The 23042-nt window shown below is 70.2% G+C and carries 25 protein-coding genes and 1 pseudogene; 20 read left to right on the top strand and 6 right to left on the bottom strand.

From position 1 onward, the window contains the following. Nucleotides 1-3 precede the first annotated feature (3 nt). From NAG42_RS04365 to NAG42_RS45275, 20 genes and pseudogenes are all read left to right on the top strand, one after another. Nucleotides 4-390, top strand: coding sequence for a response regulator (locus tag NAG42_RS04365; protein ID WP_250028109.1), 387 nt, complete (start codon nt 4-6; stop codon nt 388-390). Then, nucleotides 387-872 carry a chemotaxis protein CheX gene (locus tag NAG42_RS04360; protein WP_250028107.1) on the top strand — a complete coding sequence of 162 codons (486 nt, stop codon included), beginning with the start codon at nt 387-389 and terminating at the stop codon, nt 870-872. Before NAG42_RS04365 ends, NAG42_RS04360 begins: the two co-directional genes overlap by 4 nt. Continuing rightward, complete coding sequence (locus tag NAG42_RS04355) at nt 869-1231, top strand: response regulator (protein ID WP_250028105.1); 363 nt, start codon at nt 869-871, stop codon at nt 1229-1231. Before NAG42_RS04360 ends, NAG42_RS04355 begins: the two co-directional genes overlap by 4 nt. Before the next feature lie 7 nt (nt 1232-1238). Beyond that, nucleotides 1239-1727, top strand: a complete 489-nt coding sequence (locus NAG42_RS04350) for a hypothetical protein (protein ID WP_250028102.1) — start codon at nt 1239-1241, stop codon at nt 1725-1727. Between the two features lie 121 nt (nt 1728-1848). Beyond that, complete coding sequence (locus tag NAG42_RS04345) at nt 1849-2304, top strand: flagellar hook assembly protein FlgD (protein WP_250028100.1); 456 nt, start codon at nt 1849-1851, stop codon at nt 2302-2304. Nucleotides 2305-2344: 40 nt separating this feature from the next. Further along, complete coding sequence (locus NAG42_RS04340) at nt 2345-3628, top strand: flagellar hook protein FlgE (RefSeq protein ID WP_250028098.1); 1284 nt, start codon at nt 2345-2347, stop codon at nt 3626-3628. A gap of 195 nt (nt 3629-3823) precedes the next feature. Next, on the top strand, nt 3824-4111 hold the full coding sequence (locus NAG42_RS04335; RefSeq protein WP_250028096.1) for a flagellar FlbD family protein: 288 nt from the start codon (nt 3824-3826) through the stop codon (nt 4109-4111). After that, nucleotides 4111-4902 carry a flagellar motor protein gene (locus tag NAG42_RS04330; protein WP_250028094.1) on the top strand — a complete coding sequence of 264 codons (792 nt, stop codon included), beginning with the start codon at nt 4111-4113 and terminating at the stop codon, nt 4900-4902. Before NAG42_RS04335 ends, NAG42_RS04330 begins: the two co-directional genes overlap by 1 nt. Before the next feature lie 3 nt (nt 4903-4905). After that, on the top strand, nt 4906-5934 hold the full coding sequence (locus NAG42_RS04325) for a flagellar motor protein MotB (protein ID WP_250028091.1): 1029 nt from the start codon (nt 4906-4908) through the stop codon (nt 5932-5934). Nucleotides 5935-5946: 12 nt separating this feature from the next. Next, nucleotides 5947-6402 carry a flagellar basal body-associated FliL family protein gene (locus NAG42_RS04320; protein WP_250028089.1) on the top strand — a complete coding sequence of 152 codons (456 nt, stop codon included), beginning with the start codon at nt 5947-5949 and terminating at the stop codon, nt 6400-6402. 122 nt (nt 6403-6524) lie between these two features. Continuing rightward, complete coding sequence (locus NAG42_RS44800) at nt 6525-7475, top strand: flagellar motor switch protein FliM (protein WP_250028087.1); 951 nt, start codon at nt 6525-6527, stop codon at nt 7473-7475. Next, the gene (gene fliN, locus NAG42_RS04310; protein WP_250028085.1) at nt 7472-8227 is read left to right on the top strand and encodes a flagellar motor switch protein FliN; all 756 of its coding nucleotides are present in this window, start codon (nt 7472-7474) and stop codon (nt 8225-8227) included. Before NAG42_RS44800 ends, fliN begins: the two co-directional genes overlap by 4 nt. A gap of 5 nt (nt 8228-8232) precedes the next feature. Next, a complete protein-coding gene (locus NAG42_RS04305) occupies nt 8233-8676 on the top strand; it encodes a flagellar biosynthetic protein FliO (protein WP_250028083.1) in 444 nt (147 codons plus the stop codon). Next, entirely contained in the window at nt 8673-9563 is an 891-nt protein-coding gene (gene fliP, locus NAG42_RS04300) for a flagellar type III secretion system pore protein FliP (RefSeq protein ID WP_250028080.1), read from the top strand. Before NAG42_RS04305 ends, fliP begins: the two co-directional genes overlap by 4 nt. After that, nucleotides 9560-10324 carry a flagellar biosynthetic protein FliR gene (gene fliR, locus NAG42_RS04295; RefSeq protein WP_250028079.1) on the top strand — a complete coding sequence of 255 codons (765 nt, stop codon included), beginning with the start codon at nt 9560-9562 and terminating at the stop codon, nt 10322-10324. The genes fliP and fliR overlap by 4 nt, the downstream gene beginning before the upstream one ends. Nucleotides 10325-10332: 8 nt before the next feature. Beyond that, entirely contained in the window at nt 10333-11424 is a 1092-nt protein-coding gene (locus NAG42_RS04290) for an EscU/YscU/HrcU family type III secretion system export apparatus switch protein (protein ID WP_250028076.1), read from the top strand. Between the two features lie 166 nt (nt 11425-11590). Further along, entirely contained in the window at nt 11591-13645 is a 2055-nt protein-coding gene (flhA, locus tag NAG42_RS04285; RefSeq protein ID WP_250028075.1) for a flagellar biosynthesis protein FlhA, read from the top strand. 169 nt (nt 13646-13814) lie between these two features. After that, complete coding sequence (locus NAG42_RS04280) at nt 13815-15335, top strand: hypothetical protein (RefSeq protein ID WP_250028073.1); 1521 nt, start codon at nt 13815-13817, stop codon at nt 15333-15335. Beyond that, the gene (locus tag NAG42_RS04275; protein ID WP_250028072.1) at nt 15332-15571 is read left to right on the top strand and encodes a hypothetical protein; all 240 of its coding nucleotides are present in this window, start codon (nt 15332-15334) and stop codon (nt 15569-15571) included. The genes NAG42_RS04280 and NAG42_RS04275 overlap by 4 nt, the downstream gene beginning before the upstream one ends. Nucleotides 15572-15868: 297 nt before the next feature. Then, nucleotides 15869-16105 (top strand): annotated as a pseudogene (locus NAG42_RS45275) (zinc ribbon domain-containing protein); the annotation flags it as partial. A gap of 276 nt (nt 16106-16381) precedes the next feature. Here the strand turns inward: NAG42_RS45275 and NAG42_RS43915 are convergent. From NAG42_RS43915 to fliG, 6 genes are all read right to left on the bottom strand, one after another. Continuing rightward, complete coding sequence (locus tag NAG42_RS43915) at nt 16382-18220, bottom strand: flagellar hook-length control protein FliK (RefSeq protein ID WP_284044706.1); 1839 nt, start codon at nt 18218-18220, stop codon at nt 16382-16384. 33 nt (nt 18221-18253) lie between these two features. Further along, the gene (locus tag NAG42_RS04265) at nt 18254-19249 is read right to left on the bottom strand and encodes a transglycosylase SLT domain-containing protein (protein ID WP_250028070.1); all 996 of its coding nucleotides are present in this window, start codon (nt 19247-19249) and stop codon (nt 18254-18256) included. After that, nucleotides 19246-19686, bottom strand: coding sequence for a flagellar FliJ family protein (locus NAG42_RS04260; protein ID WP_250028069.1), 441 nt, complete (start codon nt 19684-19686; stop codon nt 19246-19248). Before NAG42_RS04260 ends, NAG42_RS04265 begins: the two co-directional genes overlap by 4 nt. 273 nt (nt 19687-19959) lie before the next feature. Next, entirely contained in the window at nt 19960-21267 is a 1308-nt protein-coding gene (locus NAG42_RS04255) for a FliI/YscN family ATPase (protein WP_250028067.1), read from the bottom strand. A 36-nt stretch (nt 21268-21303) separates the two neighbouring features. Beyond that, nucleotides 21304-21984, bottom strand: a complete 681-nt coding sequence (locus tag NAG42_RS04250) for a FliH/SctL family protein (protein ID WP_250028066.1) — start codon at nt 21982-21984, stop codon at nt 21304-21306. Continuing rightward, on the bottom strand, nt 21968-22993 hold the full coding sequence (gene fliG / locus NAG42_RS04245) for a flagellar motor switch protein FliG (protein ID WP_250028065.1): 1026 nt from the start codon (nt 22991-22993) through the stop codon (nt 21968-21970). The genes NAG42_RS04250 and fliG overlap by 17 nt, the downstream gene beginning before the upstream one ends. Nucleotides 22994-23042: the final 49 nt, after the last annotated feature.

Raw genomic sequence — 23042 nt, 5'->3', positions numbered from 1 at the left:
CCGATGCGCGCCATGGTGATCGACGATTCCCGCGCGATGCGCATGATCCTCAAACGCATCGTCACCAAGCTCAACTTCGAGGCCGTGGAGGCGGGCGACGGCAAGGAGGCGCTCGACCTGGTGACCTCGATGGCCGAGGTGCCGGAGCTGGCCCTCATCGACTGGAACATGCCCAACATGAACGGGCTCGAGTTCGTCACGCACGTCCGGGCCGACCCGCGCCTGCGTGAGATGACGCTCGTCATGGTCACCACCGAGAGCGAACAGAGTCAGATCGTCCGGGCGCTGGCCGCGGGCGCGCACGAATACGTGATCAAGCCCTTCACCGAAGGAGCCATGATCGAGAAGCTGGCCCTGCTGGGCCTTGTCCCGACCGGAGCGAACTCATGAGCGTCGAAGTCGAGGTCAACGAGAACGACCTCGCCGAGATGGTGGAACAGGTGTGGGAGTCGTATCTGGATCCGGAGGGCGTGAGCCCGCTGATCCCGACCTACGACGAGAACCAGGCGTCCGAGGTGCACTCGTCGGTCTCCATCACCGGTTCCTGGACCGGATACGTCGTCTACGCGTCCTCGACCCCGGCCGCCCGCCGGGCCGCCGGCGCCTTTCTGGCCATGGAGCCGGACGAGGTGAGCGAGGAGGACCTGTCCGACGTACTGGGCGAACTCGCCAACATCATCGGCGGGAACGTCAAGGCGATGCTTCCACCCGGCGCGCTTCTGTCGCTGCCGCAGGTGGTGCTCGCCCCCGAAGCCACCGCCCGCTACCCCAACACCCAGCGGATCAGTGGGGTCTACGGGATGTGGGACGGCGAGCCGGTGTCGATTTCCATGTGGCAGAGCCGCGGAGACAACAAGGAGGGCGCGGAATGAAGATTCTCATTGCGGACGACAGCCGGGTGATGCGGCAGATCGTGATCCGTACCCTGCGTCAGGCCGGGTTCGGCGACCACGACCTGATCGAGGCGGCCAACGGGCGCGAGGCCGTGGAGATGACCCAGTCGGAGAGCCCGGATCTTGTGCTGTCCGACTGGAACATGCCCGAGATGACGGGCATCGAGGCCCTGCGGCACCTGCGCGCGGCCGGCAACGACGTCAAGTTCGGTTTCGTGACGTCCGAGAGCACCCCCGAGATGAAGGAACAGGCCGAGTCGGCCGGTGCTCTCTTTTTCATCGTGAAGCCGTTCTCGGCTGAACGATTCGATGAGGTCTTCGCTCCTATTCTGGGATGATTACGACATGTCCGACGTCTCGGTTCTTCCTGGCACCCTGGCCGTTCGCAACCTCTTCGAGGATCTGCTCGGCCGGGAGGTGACCGTCAACCCCGGTGAGCCCATCAGCGCAGATGAGATCCCCACCTCGACGGTCGCGATTTTCACCGACTCCGCTCAGAAGGTCTTCGCCGTCCTCGGCATGGACCTCAAACTGGCGGCCAATGCCGGCGCCGCGCTCGGTCTGTTGCCGGCCGGTGCCGCCGAGGACAGCATCGACGAGAAGCAACTGTTCCCGAACCTCGCCGAGAACGTCGGCGAGCTCTGCAACGTGCTGACCAGCCTGCTCAACCGCGAGGGCAGCCCGCACATCAAGCTCCACCAGGTGGTCTACCCCGGCGATCCGCTGCCGGGCGACGCGCGGGCCCACCTGATGGCGCTCGGCCGCCGGGTCGACCTGCTGGTCGAGGTCAACCGGTACGGCAAGGGGAAGTTCAGCCTGTCTCTCGCACCGTGACGACTGCTGTCGCCAGGAACGGGTCTGCCCTTGGTGGCAGGCCCGTTCTTTTTTGGTTCTAAGCAAATCGCCGAACCGGTCGAAGCGGACTACGAGCCTTGCCAACGGACGGGAGCACGCCATGACCTCGCCGATCTCCGGTTTTCCCGGTGCCGCGGCCGCAGCCGCCGGCACCGGTGCCACCGGGACCGAGAAGGAGAAGAGCAAGTCCCTGGGCGATCGGGACACGTTCCTCAAGCTTCTGGTGGCCCAGCTGAAATACCAGGACCCCAGCAAGCCGGCCGACTCGACCCAGTTCCTGGCCCAGACCGCCCAGTTCACCCAGGTCGAAAAGCTGGAAGGCATCGCCGACATGCTCAAGGGCCAGCAGCTGATCACTGCCAGCTCGCTGGTCGGCAAGACCGTGGAGTTCATGGACCCGGCCGGTGCCCGCAGCACCGGGGTCATCTCGGCGGCCAAGCTCAACGGCGACAGCGAACCGATGCTTCGGATCGGGAACACGGAAGTGCCGCTGTCCAAGGTCACGGAAGTCCAGGAGATCAAGCCGGACGCGACCGACGCGACACCCAAGCCGTAACCCTCACCCGCTGTAGTCCTCAACCGCAAAGGATCCATTCATGCTGCGTTCTCTCTATTCCGGCATCAGTGGCCTGCACGCGCATCAGCAGATGATGGACGTGACCGGTAACAACATCGCCAACGTCAACACCGTCGGCTTCAAGGCGAGCTCGGTCCAGTTCCAGGACACCCTCAGCCAGATGACCGCCGCCGCCGGTGCTCCGCAGAACGGCGGCGCCGGCACGAACCCGGGCCAGGTCGGCCTTGGTGTGCGCAACGCCGGCATCACCTCGAACTTCAGCCAGGGCTCGGCGCAGACCACCGGCAAGGCCGGCGACATGATGATCCAGGGCGACGGCTTCTTCATGACCCGCCGGGGCAACGAGGAGCTCTACAGCCGCGCCGGATCGTTCTTCTTCGACGCCAACGGCACGCTCGCGACGGCGACCGGCGAGCCGGTGCAGGGCTGGACCGCCGACGAGAGCGGCGTGGTGAACCCGGCGGCCAAGCCGGGCGACATCAAGATGCCGCTGGGCAAGAGCATCTCGCCGGTGGCGACGAGCACGGTCGAGATCAAGGGAAACCTGACCAACGACATGCCCGAGGACGTCACCGACCCGACCACCATCCCGGCCATCGAGATCCCGTTCAAGGCTTTCGACAAGACCGGCAATCCGATCAGCCTCTCGGCGAAGTTCACCCGGAGCACCACCGATCCGACCGCCTCGGAACAGGACTGGACCGTGACTCTGACGAAGTCGGGTGATGCCGGACCCGCTACGCCGGTCACCGCGACGCTCCAATTCAAGGACGGTAAGCCGGTGGCCACGCCGCCGGCGACGAAGGCGACGTTGTCGTTCACCGGGGCCGCTGCGATCGACCCCAACCTGAGTGACACGTTCACCTTCGACGCCGGGGACCTGACGATGTACCACGGCCTCACCGAGGCCCGGGTCTCGGACTCGAACGGCAACGCGGCCGGCACGCTGGCCTCGCTGTCGTACACGGTGTCGGACACCGGCCAGATCATCGGTGCCTTCAGCAACGGCCAGAAGAAGGTGCTCGGCCAGGTCGCCCTGGCCACCTTCAAGAACGTCAACGGCCTGGAGAAGACCGGAGACTCGCAGTGGCGGGCCACCGTCAACTCCGGCCTGGCCCAGGTCGGCCAGCCCACCAGCGCCGGTCTCGGCCAGGTGATCAGCGGCGCGCTGGAGATGTCGAACGTCGACCTGGCCCAGGAGTTCACCAACCTGGTCGTGGCCCAGCGTGGCTTCCAGGCGAACTCCCGCATCATCACCACCTCGGACGAGATGCTGCAGGAGCTCGTCAGCATGAAGCGCTAGACGTAACGCGAGATCGATCGGCGGCTGGGACAGGCGTTTCACGCCCGTCCCGGCCGTCTGTCTTTCAACCGGTCGTCTGCACCCGTACAGCCACCGGTTGGATCTCATCGGCAACCGGGATCAGGCCGAAACATATATCGAAGGGCCACGGACGGCCTGCCAGCCCAGGACCTACACCACCAAGGACGGATGTAAGTGATCCTCGTAACCCGCATCAACGGTGCCGTGTTCGCCCTGAACCCGGACCTGGTCGAGCGCGCGGACTGCACGCCGGACACGGTCATCACGCTGGTCGACGGCACGAAGTACGTCATCGCCGAGTCCGTGCCCGAGTTCATCGACTCCGTGCGGCAGTACCGCGCCGCACTGATCGCGCAGGCCAGTCGCCTCGAGACCGAGCCCCCCACCACCCACTCCTCCGCCCCGTCGTCCGATGACGACGCCGACGCTAAGGTGCTCCCGCTGCACCGGAATGGTCGCTGATGGACATCTCCACCATCGTCGGTGTGGTCGCCGGCCTCATCATCATCTTCACTGTTCAGATCCTCGAGGGCGGCTCGCCGGCCTCCATCATCCTGATCCCCTCGATGCTGCTGGTGTTCGGCGGCGCGTTCGCGGCCGGTATGGCCGGCGGCGTGCTGAAGGACGCGACCGGCGCCGGCAAGATGCTCCAGAAGGCCTTCCTGGCCAAGGTCGTGCCGCCGACGAAGCTGGTCGAGGAGATCGTCAAGCTGGCCGAGCGGGCCCGCCGCGAGGGTCTGCTGGCCCTCGAGGACGCGGTCAAGACGGTCGAGCACCCGTTCCTCAAGCGCGGTCTGCAGCTGGCGATCGACGGGACCGACCCGGACGAGCTGCACGACATCCTGCACGCCGAGATCGCGGCCAAGAAGAAGGCCGACAAGGCCAGCTCCAAGCTGTTCGAGAACATGGGCGGCTACGCCCCGACGATCGGCATCATCGGCACTGTCATGGGTCTCGTGCACGTGCTCGAGAACCTCGACAAGCCCGACACCCTCGGTCACTCCATCGCCGCGGCATTCGTTGCCACCCTCTGGGGTGTGCTCAGCGCCAACGTGATCTGGCTGCCGGTCGCCGCTCGCCTGGCCCGCCTCAGCGGTGTCGAGGCGGAGGAGATGGAGCTGGTCGTCGACGGTGTCCTGGCGATCCAGGCCGGCTCCAACCCGCGTCTGGTGGCCCAGAAGCTGCGCAGTCTGCTGCCTCCGGACGAGGCCAAGAAGGCCGAGGCGGCCGCGACCACCAAGAAGGCGGCGTAAAGCATGAGTTCCGGCGGCGGCAAGCGCAAGCAGCGCCATGAGGAGCACGAGGAGCACGTCAATCACGAGCGCTGGCTCGTGTCGTACGCCGACATGCTCACCCTGCTGTTCGTTCTCTTCGTGGTCCTGTACTCGATGAGTGACGTCAACATGAAGAAGTTCGCCCAGCTCGCTTCCGGTCTGTCCTCCGGATTCGGCGCCCAGAGCGTCGCCTTCCAGGGTCAGACCGGCCCGATGGACGGCTCCGGCAACAGCGCCGAGATCGTGCAGATCGACCCGGGGGCCAACCCCGGCGACGGCAAGGCCGGCTCGTCCAGTCTGACCGCGCAGCAGCAGGAAGCGCTCAAGGCCGCGATGGCCGCCGAGGACCGCAAGAAGGCTTCGCAGAACGCCGAGGCCGCGGCCAAGGAGGCCGAGAGCCTCAAGAAGCTCGAGAACAAGATCTCCGACGCGCTGGCCGCCAAGAAGCTGCTCAACCAGGTCCAGTTCACGATCGACCGCCGCGGCCTGGTGGTCACCGTGCTGACCAACGAGGTGGTGTTCGCCGGCAACCGGGCCGAGCTGCAGGCCGGTGGCCGCAAGATCCTCGACGCCATCGCCCCGACCCTGGTCAAGCTGCCCAACAACATCGAGGTCGACGGCAACACCAACCAGCTCAAGGCCAAGACCACCTTCTACCCCAGCGGCTGGGAGCTCAGCGCGGCCCGTGCCTCCACCACGGTGCGCTACCTGGTGGGTCACGGCCTTGCCAAGAACCGGATGAGCGCGGTCGGCTACTCCGACACCAAGCCGCTGATCGACCCGTCCGACCCACGCTCGATCACCATGAACCGCCGGGTGGACATCGTCGTCCTGACGACCCTCACGGCCGACCAGGCGGCGCTGCTGCCGGCGGCCGCCGGCTCCGACAACAAACTGCACCCGGGTCAAACCTCAGCTGCAGCCAAGTCGGCTCAACCGGCCGGAAGCACTACCGATAACACTGATGAGTCCGGCACCGAGCCGAACACCAACACCCCGACGCACGACTGAGAGGAGCTTTCGATGAGCAAGGACGAGACGACCACCACCGCGGCCGACGCCCCGAAGAAGTCCAAGAAGATGCTGATGATCATCGTTATCGCCGCAGTCGTGCTGCTGGGTGGCGGTGGCGCCGGCGCGTTCTTCATGATGAAGGGCGACACCGCCGAGGCGGCGCCGGTCAAGGGCACCGTGGTGGCCCTGGACGACGCGATGACGATCAACCTGGCCGACGGCCACTACCTGAAGCTCAACTTCTCGCTCCAGCAGACCGCGGACGCCGCCGAGGACGTGGACACCAGCGAGGCCCGCGAGCTGGCGATCGACGAGTACACCGGCAAGACCCTGGCCGAGCTCTCCACCGAGAAGGGCCGCGAGGAGCTCAAGTCGGAGCTGACCGCGAAGATCGTGAAGGCCTACACCGAGGAGGACAAGAAGATGGTGATGGGCATCTACTACACGTCCTTCGTCACCCAGTAACCGAATAGCTCAGATTAGCCACTCAGGGCGGGTTCACTCCGGTGAACCCGCCCTTCTGGTCGTAATCAGGTAAAAGCGCCCCTCCCGCTCAGCCGTTCCGGAAACGAGCCGATGGGGACAACGTGACCAACGCCGCACGTACCTCAGGCCGGATCTCGCGCCGCGGCCATGGCGGGGGGCCGGCGCCGTACGACTTCCGGAAGCCCATCAAGCTCTCCCGGGAGCACGTCCGCACCTTGCAGATCGCGTTCGAGACGTACGCGCGCAGCTGCGGCACCCTGCTCACGACCCGGCTGCGAGCGGTCAGCAACGTCACGCTGGCCTCGATCGAGCAGCTCAACTACGACGAGTACGTCGCCGCCCTGAACAACCCGACGGTCCTCGCCGTGGTGGTGCTCGACCCGCTTCCCGGCTCGGCTCTGGTGGAGATCTCCACCTCCGCCGCGATGACCGCGATTGATCACATGCTGGGCGGTCCCGGCGGGCCCCAGCCGGAGCGGCCGCTGACCGAGGTCGAGATGCCTCTGCTGCGCGGCCTGCTCGAGCGGATGCTGGGCGAGCTCCGGTACGGCTTCGAGACGCTGGTCGACATGCAGCCGAAGCTCAAGGACATCGAGTACAACGCGCAGTTCCTGCGCGCGCATCAGCCCGGTGACGCCTGCGTGATCGCGTCGTTCGACGTCAAGATCGGCGCCGAGGAGACCACGCACAGCATCTGCCTCCCTTTCAACACGATCCTCCCCGTGCTCTCGCGCACCGAGACGGTCGTGCTGAGCGCGGCCGAGCGGGCCGTCAAGGACACCGCGCTGCGCAACCTCACCGCCGGACTTTCCTCGGCCCCGCTCGACGTCGCGGTCCGATTCCAGCCCATTCGCATGCGGACCGATGACATCGTGGACCTGAGGCCCGGTGACGTCGTCCCGTTGGGTCACCCGACCAGCCGGCCCCTCGAGGTGACTGTCAACGAGACCGTTTTCGCTCATGCAGTTCCCGGTAATCAGGGGTCCCGGCTCGCCTGCCTCGTCGTGCCCGCCCCCAAGGAGTCCTCGCCCAAGGAGTCTGGTCGCCCATGACCGCGCCCACCATCACCGCGCCCCAGCTGGCGCTCGCCCGTTCGGCGGCCGAGGCCGCCCTGGGCGTCCTGCCCACCAGTCGTCCCCTGGTCGCCGCCGAACCGATCGCGGCGACCTCGGACGCCCTGACCGAGGGTCAGGCGGTCACCGCCCGATTCAGTGGCGCGGCCGCCGGCGAGGTGGTCGTGGTGGTCGGCCAGGACCTGGCCGACGCGCTCAAGGAGAGCCCGCTCGGCGAGCTCGACCTGACCGCGGCGGTGCGGCCGGCGCTCGAGGCCGCGGCCCGCGTGTTCGGGCCGGTGGTGCTCGACCCCGGCGTCGTGATGGAGCCGCAGGTGGCGTTGAGCGCGCTGGCGGCCAAGGACGACGCGATCGCCGTCCCGCTGGTCGAGGGCGATCAGATCCGGGCCGTGCTGGCGCTGGCGCTGAACCCGTGGCCCGGCGGTGACGCGGGCGGGGGTGGCGTGGCCCGGCGGGAGGCGGCACCGGCGGTGCAGCTGCGCGGCGGCCTGGACATGCTGCAGGACGTCGAGATGGAGGTCTCGGCCGAACTGGGCCGCACCCGGATGAGCGTGCGCGAGCTGCTGTCGCTCACCCCGGGGGCGATCGTCGAGCTCGACCGGGCCGCCGGCAGCCCGGCCGACCTGCTGGTCAACGGCCGCCTGATCGCCCGGGGCGAGGTCGTCGTGGTCGACGAGAACTTCGGCATCCGGGTCACCGAGATCGTCTCTCCCGGCACCGAACGGGAGTAACGGCCTTGTTCGAGCTCGTCCTGCGCGTGGGCTTCTCGCTCTTCGTCATCCTCGGCATGATGTGGGGCCTGGCGAGGCTCGTGCGCCGACCGCTGCTCGGGCGCGGACACGGCGATCTGGTCGTGCTCACCCGCCAGCAGCTGTCCCGCGGGGCCGCGGTGGCCGTGGTCAAGGTGGCCGACCGGGCGATGATCCTGGGCGTCACCGACCAGCAGGTCAGCATGCTCGGTGAGGCCGAGATCGAGCTGTTCGAGCACCACCCGGCCGAGCATCGTGACCACCTCGCGGTGGACGCCGAGCTGGCCGCGGAACTCGCGAACGGCCCGGGTGACCTGCCCGGACGGCATCCGGCGACGCCGCGGCACAGCCGGCTGGAGGGCTCGCTCCTCTCGCCGCGGACGTGGCGCTCGGCCATGGAGTTCCTCCGCGATCGGACCAGCCACCGATGATCAGACGCGCGCTGATGCTGTTGTTCGCGGGCCTCGGTCTCGCGCTCGTGCTGCTGCCCGGACCGGCCGCGGCCGAGCCGGGACGCGCACCCGCGCCGGCTGCGGCCGAGCTGGGACGAGCACCCGCGCCGACCGGGCGCGCGCCCGTCACCCACGTCGTCGCGCTGCCCGACCGGGCCCCGGCCCCGCCGACCCCGCCCGGGCGGCCGACCCGGCCCAACATCAATATCAACGTCAACGGCACCAACCCGGACGGCAGCCGTCCGGCCACGTCGCTGATCATCATGCTCGGCCTGACCGTGCTCTCGGTCGCGCCGGCGATCCTGCTGCTCTGCTCGTGCTTCACCAAGATCTTCATGGTCCTCGGCATCACCCGGAACGCGCTCGGCCTGACCGCGATGCCGCCCAACCAGGTGCTGGCCGGCTTGGCCCTGTTCATCAGCCTGTTCATCATGGGACCGACCGTCTCGGCCATGAACGAGCAGGGCGTGCAGCCCTACCTCAAGGGCGACAAGACCCAGTCGCAGGCGTTCGACGACGGCGTCAAGCCGCTGCGCGACTTCATGTGGAAGACCACCCGTGACGACGAGGTGGCGCTGATGCTCCGGCTCGCCGGTGACGACCGTCCCCAGAACCGCGACGACGTCGAGCTGACCACCCTGATCCCGGCCTTCGTGCTGTCCGAGCTGCGCGCGGCGATGATCATCGGGTTCGTCATCTTCATCCCGTTCCTGCTGATCGACATGGTGGTCTCGGCGTCGCTGATGTCGCTGGGCATGATGATGCTGCCTCCGGTGACAGTTGCTCTACCCTTCAAGCTTCTGTTGTTCGTGCTGGTCAACGGGTGGGGGCTGATCCTCACGGCGCTGGTGGCGTCGTATAGATGAACCTGAACGTCCCGATCGCCGAGATGCTCGCGCTGCTGCTCGGCGCGGCCCGGACCGGGGCCTGGATGATGGTCTGCCCGCCGTTCAACTCGCGGCTCATCCCCGGCCCGGTCAAGGCGCTGATGTCGATCGGCCTGACTCTGCCGGTCGCGCCGCAGCTGCGCGGTGCCCTCCCGTCGCTGCAGACCTCCGACATCATCGTCAGCGTCGCCATCCAGGTCTTCGTCGGCGCGGGACTGGGCTTCATCACCGCCATGCTCTTCGCCGCGCTGCAGGCGGCGGGTGACCTCATCGACCTCTTCGGCGGTTTCACCCTGGCCATGGGGTACGACCCGTTGTCGCAGAACCAGAGCTCGATCTTCGGCCGGTTCTACAACCTGGTGGCGGTCACCCTGCTCTTCGCCACCGACGGCCATCAGCTGGTGTTGCGCGGCTTCCTGCAGTCGTTCAAGACCGTGCCCCTCAACTGGACCTTCTCGCCCAGCACGTTCAGCGAGCTGCTGCTCAAGGGGATCGGCGAGATGTTCGTGGCCGGCGTGCAGATCGCCGGCCCGCTGATCGCCGTACTGTTCCTGACCGACGTGGCGTTCGGTCTGCTCAACCGGGTCGCGCCGGCGCTCAACGCGTTCCAGCTCGGCTTCCCGGCCAAGATCTTCATGGTCCTGCTCATCTCCGGCATCGCGATCACGGCCCTGCCCGGCGTCCTCGACTCGATCGTCGAGCGCGCGGTCAACGCCGTGATCCAGCTCAGCGGCGGGTAGGGGGTGACATGTCCGGCGAGAAGACCGAACAACCGACACCCCAGAAACTCAAGAAGGCCAAACGCGAAGGGCAGATCGGCCGTACGCAGGACATCGGTGCCTGGTTCGGCATGCTGGCCGCGAGCGTGATGCTGCCGCGCACCCTGGAGTCCGCGATGGAGCACGCCGAGAAGCTGATGGCCCAGCTGCCCGACGTGATCGCCGACCCTCAACCGGCCCAGGCCATGGCGCTGCTCAAGCAGGCCATCATGGGCACGATGTGGGCGGTCCTGCCGCTGGCGCTGACGATGATGGTCGTCGGCATCGCGGCGGCCGGGTCCCAGGGTGGCATCCGGGTCGCCACCAAGCTGTTCATCCCGAAGTTCAGCCGGCTCAACCCGTGGCCCGGCCTCAAGCGGATGCTCGGCCCGCAGGCCCTCTGGGAGGGCACCAAGGCGCTGGTCAAGACCAGTGTGCTGGCGGGCGTGCTCTACACCACGACCAAGAGCGTCTTCCCGGCCCTGATGAGCGCCGGGCAGCTGCCGCTGGCGGCGCTGCTCGGCACGGTCGTCGACGCGACCCTCAACCTGATCCGGGCCGCCTCGGTCGCCGGCATCGCGATGGCCGCGGCCGACTACTTCGTGGTCCGCCGCCGCACCAACAAGCAGCTGCGGATGACCAAGGAAGAGGTCAAGCAGGAGTACAAGAACTCCGAGGGCGACCCGCTGATCAAGGCGCAGATCCGGGCCCGGCAGATGGCGATGTCGCGCAACCGGCAGATGGCCGACGTGCCGACCGCGGACGTGGTGATGGTCAACCCGACCCACGTGGCGGTGGCCCTGCGCTACGAACCGCAGAAGGGTGCGCCCCGGGTGGTCGCCAAGGGGCAGGGCCCGCTGGCCACCAAGATCCGCGAACTGGCGGCCGAGCACCGGGTGCCGATGGTCGAGGACAAGCCGCTGGCCCGCACGTTGTACAAGGCCGTCGAAGTGGGGCAGGAGATCCCCGCCGAGTTCTTCGGGACGGTGGCCAAGGTGCTGGCGTTCGTCATGAGCCTGAAGGCACGTGGATCCGCGGCAGGCCTGCACCGCAACCCCAACTCCGCCTCAGAAGCCGCATAACTGAAAACTTGGGAGATTTCCTCACATAGGTCCCTCGTACGAGGGAGGATCCCCTTGTGGGTCAGCGCACCCCGCTCAGTGAAGGCGACGGATCGCCGAACAGAGAGACGCCAGGACGGCGACGACCGCGCAGGGATGGCTCCAACATCCACTCCTGGAAGGTGCCGTGAAGAAACGCAACATCAGCCGGCTTGCCGTACCCGTCGGGGTCATCGGCATCATCCTCATGATGGTCGTGCCCATGCCGACCTTCCTGCTGGACTTGCTGATCGCGGTCAACATCACCGCGGCTCTGCTGATCTTGCTGACCAGCATGTTCGTCCAGAAACCCCTCGACTTCGCGGTGTTCCCGGCGCTGCTGCTGGTCGCCACGCTCTTCCGCCTGGCGCTCAACATCAGCGCGACCCGGCTGGTGCTGCGCGACGGCGACGCCGGCAAGGTCATTCACGCCTTCGGCAGCTTCGTCGTCGGTGGCAACCTGGTCATCGGTCTGGTCATCTTCCTGATCCTGGTCATCGTGCAGATGATCGTGGTTACCAAGGGTGCCGAGCGGGTGGCCGAGGTCGGTGCCCGATTCACCCTCGACGCGATGCCCGGCAAGCAGATGGCGATCGACGCCGACCTGAACGCCGGCCTGATCGACGAGGACGAGGCCAAGAAGCGCCGGGCCGAGGTCGGCGCGGAGGCCGAGTTCTACGGCGCCATGGACGGTGGCTCCAAGTTCGTCAAGGGCGACGCCATCGCGGCCGTCATCATCACGCTGATCAACCTGGTCGGCGGGTTCGCGATCGGCGTGGCCCAGCAGGGCATGGCCGCCGGCGACGCGATGAACCACTACAGCCTGCTGAGCATCGGCGACGGCCTGGTCTCGCAGATCCCGGCCCTGCTCCTCTCGGTCGCCACCGGTCTGATCGTGACCCGCTCGGCCACCTCGGGCGACATGGGCACGACGGTCACCGCTCAGCTCAGCCAGAACAAGCTCGCCCTGCGCATCGCCGGCGGAGCGGCGCTCGCCCTCTGCATCATCCCCGGCCTGCCCAAGGTGCCGTTCCTGATCGTCGGCGTGGCCGTCCTGGTGGCAGCCCAGCGGATCAAGGAGCCCGAGCCCGAGGACCAGGTGGCGGCGGCCGTGGCGGCGGCGGAGGCGGTCGACCTGCCGCCGGCCGACTCGCCCGAGCAGCTGCTGGGCGAGATGCGGGTCGACCCGCTGGAGCTCGCGCTCTCGCCTGACCTGGTCGACCTGGTCGACGCCAGCAGTGGCGACCTGCTCGACCGGGTCCGGGCCCTGCGCCGCAAGATGGCCATGGAGCTCGGCGTGATCATGCCGCCGGTGCGCACCCGGGACGATCTGGATCTGCCCCTCTCGTCGTACGCGATCCGGATCTCGGGGGTGGACGCCGGAACCGGTGAGGCGCCGCCCGGCACGGTGCTGGCGATCGGCGACGGACTGCAGGGACTGCCCGGCAAGGCGGGGGTCGAGCCGGTGTTCGGCCTGCCCGGCAAGTGGGTGCCGGCCGAGCTGCACTACCAGGCCGAGCTGTCCGGGGCGACGGTGGTCGACCGGGCCAGCGTGATCATCACGCACCTGGCCGAGGTGGTGCGCACCAACGCCAGCCGCCTGCTCGGCCGCGAGGACGTTCGCGCGCTGACCGAGATGGTGAAGCGGACCCACCCGGTCGTCGTCGAGGAGCTCACCCCCGCGGTGCTCAGCCTCGGCCAGATCCAGAAGGTGCTGCAGGCGCTGCTCGACGAGGGCGTGCCGGTGCGGGACCTGGTGCGCATCTTCGAAGCGCTCTCCCTGCGAGCGAAGGTCTCCGTCGACCAGGACAGCCTGGTCGAGTCGGCCCGCGCGGCTCTGGGCCCCGCCATCGCGGCCCAGTACACGACCGCCGGCCGGCTCACGGTGATCACGCTCGACCCCATGCTCGAGCAGCAACTGCTCGAATCTCTGCGGCCCAGCGAGACGGGGGCCTTCATGGCGATCGACGGCATGCGTGCCGAGTCGATCGTCAGCGAGGCGGCCCGGCTCACCGAGACCGCGGAACAGCAAGGCCTGGCACCTGTGCTGGCCTGCTCGCCACAGCTGCGACTGCCCCTGATGCGACTTCTGCGCGCTGGTTCGCGCCGGGTCCAGGTGCTGTCGTACGGCGAAATCTCTGGTTCCACTGCACAGATCGAGACGATAGGGGTGGTGAACGGTGCCTACGCGGGTGCTGCTTGAGGGACCTGCCATCGAGCCGCTGCTGGCTCAGGTACGCGATGAGTACGGCTCCCGTGTCCGGATCATCTCTGCCGACAAGGTCCGCAGTGGCGGTGTCGGTGGCTTCTTCGCAAAACAGCATTACGAGCTGTCGGTCGAAGTGCCGGACCCGAACGAGGACAGGAATGAGATGGCACAGCGCACGAAGACGGCCGACAACGGTCAGCACAGTCTGGAACGGCTCCTGGAACGGGCCGAGTCGCAGGACCGGCTGGAGGAGCCGCGCCGGGGCGTGGCCCGCACCGGCTCGTCCTCGCCGCGGTCGGTGACACCGGCCTCGTTCGGCATCTCGCGGCCGGCCGAGACACCGTCGCAGGCGGTTCCCGACCACAGCTTCGGAGCCGACGAGGGGCGCAGTGCGGCGCTCGGCGACACCGGGGCCGCCTTCGCCGAGCTGATGGCCGGCCTGGACGGAGGTAACACCGCCGACCGGTTCGCCACCCGTCCCAAGCCCGCGCCGCGGGAGGACACCCCGACCGTACGGCCGTTCCGCCCGGCCGCCGCGAGCGAGTCGCCGGTCAACGCGGCTCCGCGGATGCCTGCTCCGCCACCGCCGGTGGCGCCGCAGTCGCCCGCTCCGCCGCCGGTCGTCGCGGCCGCACCGGTCATGGCGCCGCCGCCCGCGACGCCGCTGGTCACGCCCGCGCCGCCGACCGTCATGGCCGCGCCGCCGGCCGTCACGCCGATGCCGACCATCACGCCCGCTCCGCCGATGGTCGCGCCCGCGACGCCGCCGATGGCCGCGCCGGTCTCGCCGGCGCCCAGCCTGGCCGAGCGGATCGGCGGGCTGGCGGCCAGCGCGGTCGAGGTGGACCCGGTGCCGCCGGCGGTCGCGCCCGAACCGATCGCCGAGCCGGCCATGCCGGCCGCCGAGACGTACGGGTTCCGGACGGCCGCGCCGGTCTCGGCCGCCCCGGCCCCGGCCACCCAGCCGGCACCGGTCGAGGCCGACAACGAGCCGGTCGTGCGCAACCTGATGTCGGTCGGCATGCCCGAGCCGATGGCCCGCCAGATCACCGGCAGCGACACGTACGCCGGTGTGCTGAGCGTGCTGGCCGCCCGCCCGGCCGCGGCGGGCATCCCGGACGGCCCGGGCGAGATCCTGGTGCTGGCCGGTGACCTCAACCTCGGGGTGACGATCGGCCGCCAGCTCCTCGAGGAGATCGGCGTGCCCGAGAACCACCTGCTGCTCGCGGCCACGTCGACGGCCGGCACCGGGCTGCACTCGTCCCGCCTGATCTCCACGCCGGAGGCGGCCGAACAGCGGGCCGAGAAGCTGCACAGCGCCGAGGAACCGTGGGTCGTGGTGCTGGAGGCCCCGGTGGGCGGCACCGACCCGATCTGGATCAACGAGATGTGCGACGCGATCGGGGCGACCGCGGTCTGGGCGGTGGTCGACGCCACCCGCAAGACCGCCGACACGGCCCGCCACCTGCGGTCGCTCGGTGACGTCGAGTCGCTCGTGGTGCACGGCGTCGAGCTCACCGCCGACCCGGCGTCGGTGCTCGGGCTCGACCTGCCGATCTATTCACTGGACGGCAAGCCGGCCACTCCGCACGCCTGGGCCGCCATGCTCTGCGCGCGGATCGCCTCCGACGTCATGCCGGTCGCCGCGGCCCCGCGGCGGGTCACCCGGTCGGCACGACAGTGATCCGTCCGTCGGTCCTGCTGTTCGCGCTCCTGATGAGCGCGCCCGCGCTCTATCGTTACGTCCTCGACGAGGTCGACATCACCGAGGTACTGATCCGGTTCGTGATCGCGGTGCCCATCGCTGCCCTGCTGCTGGCCGGGTTGCGGTTCGTCACTGCGGGTTACGGCCGGCCGGAGGGGAAGCCGGAAGGCACCCCGGTGACACCGACCGCCCTGGACGCGGAAAAGCCGGCCTGACGGAAGGCGGACCAGGAGGGGTGATCGCGAAAGCGATCACCCCTCCTGGCGTTCCGGCTGGTGCGGTGGCCATTAACGGGTCCGGTGGCGCACTGCCTGGATCGGGCTGCGCCTGACCCGGGCTCAGCGGCAGCGCTGTTTCGGGTTGCTGCGCCGGCCACGCCCCGGCCACCGGGCAACGCGGATCCCGGCGCTGGTGTAAAATCCGCCGCCGGGCCCAGCTGATCGAGACCCCGCCACCGCCGCCGGATCCGGCAAGCCCTGTACGAAGCCACCAAGGAGCTCATCGGCTGGGCCGTGGACAAGCGGATCGGCACGTTGACCGTCGGCGATCCCCGCAGTGTCCTCGACAAGAATGCCGGGCGGCGGCACAACCTGCGGCTAAGGCAATGGCAGATCGGCCGCACCCTGCGCATCCTGCAGGACAAAGCCGCCCTGGCCGGGATCCGGGTGCACCTGGTCGACGAACGCGGCACCTCCTCGACCTGCCCGCACTGCCGGCAACGGATCACCAAACCCCGCGGCCGGACCATGACCTGTTCGCAGGCCAGTTCGCCGGGCATCGTGATGTCGCCGCGGCGTTCACCACGTAACAGCGGGGTGGTCACGCACCGTCGAGCCGGCACCCACCTCCCCGGGCGGGGACCGGCACGGCGTGACCCCCGCCGCTCACCACCACGAGCGGCAGTGGGGTTCAATTGGCCGGCGGAGGCCCGCCCCACCACCGGTGGGGAGTCGCTCGCTCATCACGGTGACCGAGGATCCGCAACGCCACCGGGCCCCACCCGGCCAACGTTCGTGGACACCGCACTACGCGTGAATGTCCAGGCGGCTGGAGCCCGGTGCGGCCGGGCGGATCGTCGGTGCGGTCGTCTCGGCCGGCGCGGTGGCTCCGCCGGCGTCCCGGCGACCGCCGGGGAAGCCCGCGGCTCCGAACTGCTGACGTGCCTGGTCCTGCTGCGCGTTGCCCTGGCGCAGGTCGAGCGACGTGTTGCCGAAACCGGCCTCGTCGAGCTGGCGGCGCAGGTCGTCGAGGGCGTTGCGCAGGGCGTCGTGGCCGGCGTCGGTGCTGCCGGTCAGCTGGACGTTGATGTCGCCGTTGCGGATCTCGGCCACCACCTGCACGGGGCCGAGGTCGACCGGGTGCAGGTGCACGGTCAGCCGGTGGATGCCGTCGGCGTCGAGCTTGAGCGGCACGATCCGCATCGCCAGCTGTTCGGCGGGCGGCGCGAACGGCTGGGCCGGAGCCGCCGGGGCACCCGCGGCCGGAGCCGCCGGTGCGGGCGCCTGCGGTCCGGTCACGCCGGCCAGGCCGGCCTGGCCCAGCGCCGAAGTCGCGGCGCCGTCCGGGGCCACCCCGGGGGCCGCGGCCGGGTTGACCGGATTGGCGGTGACGGTGCCGGCGCTGGCGTCGGGCGCGGCTTGGCCGGCGGGTGCGGCGGCCGGCGGCGGTGTGGCGCCCGCGGCGGCGGCATCGGCCGGAGCGGGGTCGCCGCCGGTGGGCGGGGTGGGCGGGGTGGCCGTCGCGGTGTCGGCCGGCGGAGTCAGAGCGGCCGGCCGCGGACCGGCCACCGGGACGGCGGTGGTGGCCGGGGCGGTCAGCGTGGCCGCGGCGTCGGCCGCCGCGGCCGGACCAGCCGGGGTCGCGGTGCCGGTGGGAGCGGTGCCGGTAGGGGCGGTGCTGGTAGCGGCGGTGCCGGTGGCGGCGGTGCCGGTGGCCGGACCGGCGGGCGCGGTGGTGCCTGGTCCGGCGGCCACCCCGCTCTGCGCGAGCTGAGCGGCCAGGGCCGGTGGGAGAGCGGTGCCGGGGCCGGCCGTGGGCGGCGCGGCGGCGCCGGGTTGAACCAGCTGAGCATCGGGAGTGGCCGTTCCACCGGTCGCGGGGACGGGTGGAACGGCGGCAGGCGGGACGGCGCCGGTCGCCGGGTCGCGGGGCGCGGCGCCACCCTCGACCGGAGTGGGCTGCACGGTCATCGGTGCGACGGCTCCGGCCATCGCGGCTGCGGCGCTCGCCGTCCCGGTGCCGTCGTCGGGTTCCTGGGAGTCGATGGCGCCGGTCTCGGCCGGCCGGTCGGTAGCCGGTGCCTCGGTGCCCGGCGTGGTGTCCTCGCGGCCGGCCCGGCCCACGGTCTCCTGGGCGTCGGCGCGGCGGTTGTCGGTCCGATCAGCTCGACCCGTGGTGTCTCGCGTCTCGGTGCGGCGGTTGTCCCCTCGGTCAGCCCGGTCGCTGCGGTCCGTGTCGGCCCGGCGCTGATCGGCCCGGTTCGCCGCTCCCGCCGCGCGGTCGGCCGCCTCGCGCTGGAGGGCGCTGCGCCCGGCCGCGGCTCGCTCGGCGCCGGCCCGGTTCGCCGCGTCGGCCGCGCGGTCGGCCGCCTCGCGCTGGAGGGCGCTGCGCCCGGCCGCGGCCCGTTCGGCGTCGGCCCGGCGATCCGCGGCCCGGTCGCCGGCTGCCCGGTCGCCGGCCCGCTGGTCGGACGCGCGGTCCGCCGTACGCCGGTCGTCGGTCTTGGCCTGGCCGTCCCGGTCGAGCTCGGCCGAGAGCGCGGAGCCGAACTCCTCCCCGCCCTCGCCTTTCTTGGCGCCGGGGCGACGTCCGATGTCGGTCACCGGCGCCCGGTCGGCGCCGCTGACGGAATTCGGCATCTTCATGCGGCTCTCCTGCTCAGATCTGTCGACGCCCGGTCAGCCGCCGAGCGCGGCCAGGGCCTTCTGGACCTTCGGGACGTACGCCTGGGTCTCCGAGAACGGCGGGATGCCGCCGTACTTGTGCACCGCGCCGCCGCCCGCGTTGTAGGCGGCCAGCGCCAGCGGCAGCGACTTGAACTCGCGGAGGTTGCGGGCCAGCAGCTTGGCGCCGCCGTTGATCGCCTGCTCGGGGTCGAACGAGTTCTTCACGCCCAGACCGCGGGCGGTCGACGGCATCAGCTGCATCAGGCCCTGGGCCCCGGCCTTGCTGACCGCGCCCGGGTTGTAGCTGGACTCGACCTTGGCCACCGCGGCCAGCAGCTTGGGCGAGACGCCGTAGCGGTTGCCGGCCTTGACGAACAGGTCGCCGTAGGGCACCCCGTTCAGCGAGCCGTTCTGCAGGCTCGCCGGACGCACCGCCGCGGTGGGGTTGCCGCCCGCCACGGAGGACGGGTCGGCGACGACGCGGCGGATGTGCGTCGGCTTCTCGTACACGCTCTGGATCTTGACTTGATCACCCGGCTTGGGCGCCGCGATCATCTTGTTGTCGCCGAGATAGATCGCCACGTGGTCGACGGGGGAGTCGAAGGCCAGGATGTCGCCCGGCTTGGCCTGGGCCAGGTTGGCCACCGGCTCGCCCGCCTTGGCCTGCTGGTGCGACAGGCGGGGCACCTTGATCCCGAGATCGCCGTAGGCCCGCTGCACCAGCGCCGAGCAGTCCAGGCCCTTGTCCGGGTCGGTGCTCCCGAAGACGTACGGGGTCCCGAGGTATTTCTTGGCCGCGTCGACCACGTTCTGACCGGTGGCCCGGCTGTTCAGGCTCATCGCGCCGGCCTGGCCGTTGGCCGAGGCCAGGGCCGAGGCGAAGGACGAGGTGCCGGGGACGGCGCCGTTGGTGGAGATCGTGCCGGGCGCCGGGTTGACGGGGGTGAGGCCGAGTTGACCCTGGAGTTGCTGGATGCGGTTGAGCACCCCGGCGACGCCCATGCTCATTCGTCCGCTCCCCGGGCCGCGTTACGGGCCTTGCTGGTCATCGCCAGCTCGTCGAGGTTGGCCTGGTCCTTGCGCAGGTCGTTGGCGCGCACCATCTCGGCGTGCCGCTCGGCCATCATCTCGACCGCGCGGCGGCGCTTGGCCGCATCGGCCAGCACGGCGATCCGGTCCCGCTCGACCTGCTCGGCGTCCTCGACCATGCGGTGGGCGCTCATCAGCGCCCCCGCGAGGGACTGGCGGGCCACCAGGCCGGCGACGATGGCCCGGGCTGTGCCCTCGGTCGGGGCTTCGGCTCCCATCAGGTCGAGCTGCTTGCGGCGTACGAGGGCCTGGGCGTCCCGGATCTCCGCGCGCGACTGGATCACGGCGCCCTTGGCCGCGTCCTCCTGGGCTTTGCGGGCGCGGAGCACGGGGGAGAGTCGGAAAAACCGGTTCACGTTCTGCCTCCTTGCGCGGCGGGCCTCATCTGTCCCGGTCGGCCCGCCAACCGATTCGCTGAGTGCTTGCAACCGACCCGCAACTGAGCGCGCCCACCGATCCGCCGAGTGCTTGCCACCGAGCCGGAACTGAGTGCACCCACCGATTCGCTGAGTGCTTGCCACCGAGCCGGAACTGAGTGCGACGGGCGCCCCGCTGTGCGGTCAGGCCGAGCTCCGCTGGGCGGTCAGGCCGAGCTCCGCTGGGCGGTCAGGCCGAGCTCCGCTGGGCGGTCAGGCCGAGCTCACCAGCGCGTGGAGGTGGGCCCAGGCGTCGTCGGCGGTGACGCGCTCGTCGAGGCCCTGACGCAGGAACGCGTTGATGTGCTGCCAGATGGCGGTCGCGCGGTCGGCGTCCGGGTTGGTGCCGGCGACGTACGCGCCGATCTCGACCAGCTCGCGCACCTCGCGGTGGGCCGCCATCAGACGCCGCAGCTCGGTGGCGTCGGCCCGCTGCTGGGGTGTGGTGATCTTGTTGGCCACGCGGGAGATCGAGTCCAGGGCCTGGATGCTCGGGAAGTGGCCGGCGGTGGCCAGTTTGCGGTCGAGCACGATGTGGCCGTCGAGGATCGAGCGGGCCGCGTCGGCGATCGGCTCGTTGTGGTCGTCGCCCTCGACCAGCACGGTGTACAGCCCGGTGATGCTGCCCCGCGCGCCCGGCCCGGCCCGCTCCAGCAGCGAGGCCAGCATCGCGAAGACCGACGGTGGATAGCCCCGGGTGGCCGGCGGCTCGCCCACCGACAGGCCGACCTCGCGCTGGGCCATCGCCGCCCGGGTCACGCTGTCCATCATCAGCAGCACGTCGGCGCCCTCGTCGCGGTAGTACTCGGCGATCCGGGTCGCCACGGCTCCGGCCCGCAGGCGTACGAGGGGTGGGGTGTCCGAGGTGGCGATGACCACGACGGAGCGTGCCAGGCCCTCCTCGCCCAGGTCGTGCTCGATGAACTCGCGGACCTCGCGACCGCGCTCACCGACCAGCGCCACCACGTTCAGCTCGGCCGAGGTCCCGCGGGTGATCATGGACATCAGGGTCGACTTGCCGACGCCCGAGCCGGCGAAGATGCCGATGCGCTGCCCCCGCCCGCACGGCACGAGAGTGTCCAGCACCCGGACGCCGAGCGACATCGGCTTGTCGACGAGCTGGCGCTCCATGGCCGACGGCGGCGCCGCGTCGATGCTCACCAGGTGGCCCTTGAGCGGTGGCCCGCCGTCCATCGGGCGGCCCAGCCCGTCCAGGATGCGGCCCTGCAGGTCGGGCCCGACGGCGACCCGCAGCGGCCCGCCCGTGCTGGTCACCGGAGTGCCCGCACCCAGGCCGGCGATCGGGCCGAGCGGCAGGCAGGAGAGCTTGTCGCCGTCGATGGCGGCCACCTCGGCGAAGATGGCCTCCGGTCCCTCGCCCATCTGCACCAGGTCACCGACCCGGGCGTCGACCCCGCTGACGGTCACCCGCAGGCCGACCGCGCCGGTCACCTTGCCGCGGGTGAGCGGGCGGGCCGCCGCGAGCGCCGCCGACATGCGGTGGCGGAACACGTCCGTCATCTTGCGCCTCTTCCGTCTCTTTCGGCCGGGCCGGCGCTACAGCAGCCGCAACGCTTCCCGGGCCCGCTCCACGGCGGCCGCGATGGTGGCGTCCACGGTCGCCATGCCGGTCTCCGCGATCGCGTCGCCGGGCCGCAGTGCGCCGTCCGGGCGCAGCCGCACCCGGCGTCCCTCGTACTCGAAATCTGTCTCGCCGGCCTCGCCGACCAGCGTGTGGTAGTCGTCCGGGTGCAGGCTCACCACCAGCGAGCCGGCCTCCGGGGTGGCCGCCATGGCCCGGCGCAGCGCGGCCACCGTACGGCCTTGCGGGTCCTCCAGGCTGCGCCCGACGATCGCCTCGGCCAGCTCGAAGGCGTGCGCCAGCAGCACTTCCTGCAGTTCGGCGAAGGTCGGCATGAGCTGGTTCTCGTGCTCGGTGACGGCCCGGCCGAGCGCGTTGACCGCCTGCGCCAGCGCGGTCGCCCGGCGCTGTTCGTGGGCCTGCTCGGCCGCCGCCGCCCGGGCCTGGGCGTTCTGCGCGGCCGCGGCGGCCTCGCGCTGGCCCTGCGCCCAGCCTTCGGCATAGCCGGCCGTGCGCGCCTGCTCCTTGGCCCGGCCGAGCGAGTCGCCGTCGGTCGGGAGCCCGGTGCGCAGGTCGACACCGAACCGCGCGGCGGCGGCCGAGTCGGCCACCGTGCCGCGCAGAACCGGACTGGTGCTCTCAGGCGATGAGCTCATCGGCCTCGCCACCGCGCTGGACCTCGATCTGGCCGGAGTCCTCGAGCGAGCGGATCACCGACACGATCTTGGCCTGGGCCTCCTCGACCATCTTGACCTTGGTCGGGCCGAGCAGGTCGATCTCCTCCAGCAGGTTCTCGCGGCCCCGCTCGGAGAGGTTCTTGGTGACCTTGTCGCGCACGGGGTCGGGCACGCCCTTGAGGGCAGTGGCCAGGTCGGCCGGCTCCACCTGGCGCAGCACCAGCTGGATGGCGCGGTCCTCGAGGTTGATGATGTCCTCGAACATGAACATCCGGCGCCGGATCTCCTCGGCCAGCTCGGGGCTGCGGGCGTCCAGGGCTTCCAGGATGAGTCGCTCGGTGGTGCGGTCGGCCCGGTTGATGATGTCGACCAGCGGCTGCAGACCGCCGACGGTGGACAGCTCGTCGGGCTGGAGCACGGTGGAGAGCTTGCGCTGCAGGGCCTGCTCGACCTGGCGGATCACCTCGGGGGAGGTGCGGTCCATCACCGCGATGCGGTGCGCGACCTCGGTCTGCACCTCGATCGGGAGGCCGGCCAGGATCGACGAGGCGAGCGCCGACGGGATGTGCGCGAGCACCAGCGCGATCGTCTGGGGATGCTCGTACTGCACGTAGGACAGCAGCTGCCGGGGGTCGGCGTGGCTGAGGAAGTTGAACGGGATGTCGTTCATCGAGGCTTCGAGGCGGTCCAGGATCAGCGCCGCGCGGTCCTTGCCGAGCGAGGCCTCGAGCAGCTCGCGGGCGTAGTCCATGCCACCGGAGCCCGCGTACCGGGTGGTGGCCATGGCGTAGAACTCGTCCATCACGTCGTCGACCTGGGTCGGCTCGAGCTTGCCGAGACGGGCGATCTCGGCCGAGATCATCTCGACTTCCTTCTCCGACATCTGCGACATGATGTGGGCGGACTGTTCCTTGCCGAACTGGACGAGCATGATTGCGGCCTTGCGCACGCCCGTCATCGACATGGTGGTGAGCGCCGGTTGAGTCAACGCGTACTCCTCGGACCGTCAGCAGGAAATCAACCCCGCGGCGACCGGC

The sequence above is a fragment of the Paractinoplanes maris genome (genome assembly GCF_023544465.1).
Taxonomy (GTDB): domain Bacteria; phylum Actinomycetota; class Actinomycetes; order Mycobacteriales; family Micromonosporaceae; genus Actinoplanes; species Actinoplanes maris.
This window is presented reverse-complemented; position numbering and strand designations above follow the sequence as displayed.

Excerpts from the sequence above, each read along its gene's own strand:
- NAG42_RS04365 (WP_250028109.1), top strand. The coding sequence starts at position 4 with ATGCGCGCCATGGTGATCGACGATTCCCGCGCGATGCGCATGATCCTC.
- NAG42_RS04360 (WP_250028107.1), top strand. The coding sequence starts at position 387 with ATGAGCGTCGAAGTCGAGGTCAACGAGAACGACCTCGCCGAGATGGTG.
- NAG42_RS04355 (WP_250028105.1), top strand. The coding sequence starts at position 869 with ATGAAGATTCTCATTGCGGACGACAGCCGGGTGATGCGGCAGATCGTG.
- NAG42_RS04350 (WP_250028102.1), top strand. The coding sequence starts at position 1,239 with ATGTCCGACGTCTCGGTTCTTCCTGGCACCCTGGCCGTTCGCAACCTC.
- NAG42_RS04345 (WP_250028100.1), top strand. The coding sequence starts at position 1,849 with ATGACCTCGCCGATCTCCGGTTTTCCCGGTGCCGCGGCCGCAGCCGCC.
- NAG42_RS04340 (WP_250028098.1), top strand. The coding sequence starts at position 2,345 with ATGCTGCGTTCTCTCTATTCCGGCATCAGTGGCCTGCACGCGCATCAG.
- NAG42_RS04330 (WP_250028094.1), top strand. The coding sequence starts at position 4,111 with ATGGACATCTCCACCATCGTCGGTGTGGTCGCCGGCCTCATCATCATC.
- NAG42_RS04325 (WP_250028091.1), top strand. The coding sequence starts at position 4,906 with ATGAGTTCCGGCGGCGGCAAGCGCAAGCAGCGCCATGAGGAGCACGAG.
- NAG42_RS04320 (WP_250028089.1), top strand. The coding sequence starts at position 5,947 with ATGAGCAAGGACGAGACGACCACCACCGCGGCCGACGCCCCGAAGAAG.
- fliN (WP_250028085.1), top strand. The coding sequence starts at position 7,472 with ATGACCGCGCCCACCATCACCGCGCCCCAGCTGGCGCTCGCCCGTTCG.
- fliP (WP_250028080.1), top strand. The coding sequence starts at position 8,673 with ATGATCAGACGCGCGCTGATGCTGTTGTTCGCGGGCCTCGGTCTCGCG.
- fliR (WP_250028079.1), top strand. The coding sequence starts at position 9,560 with ATGAACCTGAACGTCCCGATCGCCGAGATGCTCGCGCTGCTGCTCGGC.
- NAG42_RS04290 (WP_250028076.1), top strand. The coding sequence starts at position 10,333 with ATGTCCGGCGAGAAGACCGAACAACCGACACCCCAGAAACTCAAGAAG.
- NAG42_RS04280 (WP_250028073.1), top strand. The coding sequence starts at position 13,815 with ATGGCACAGCGCACGAAGACGGCCGACAACGGTCAGCACAGTCTGGAA.
- NAG42_RS43915 (WP_284044706.1), bottom strand. The coding sequence starts at position 18,220 with ATGAAGATGCCGAATTCCGTCAGCGGCGCCGACCGGGCGCCGGTGACC.
- NAG42_RS04265 (WP_250028070.1), bottom strand. The coding sequence starts at position 19,249 with ATGAGCATGGGCGTCGCCGGGGTGCTCAACCGCATCCAGCAACTCCAG.
- NAG42_RS04255 (WP_250028067.1), bottom strand. The coding sequence starts at position 21,267 with ATGACGGACGTGTTCCGCCACCGCATGTCGGCGGCGCTCGCGGCGGCC.
- NAG42_RS04250 (WP_250028066.1), bottom strand. The coding sequence starts at position 21,984 with ATGAGCTCATCGCCTGAGAGCACCAGTCCGGTTCTGCGCGGCACGGTG.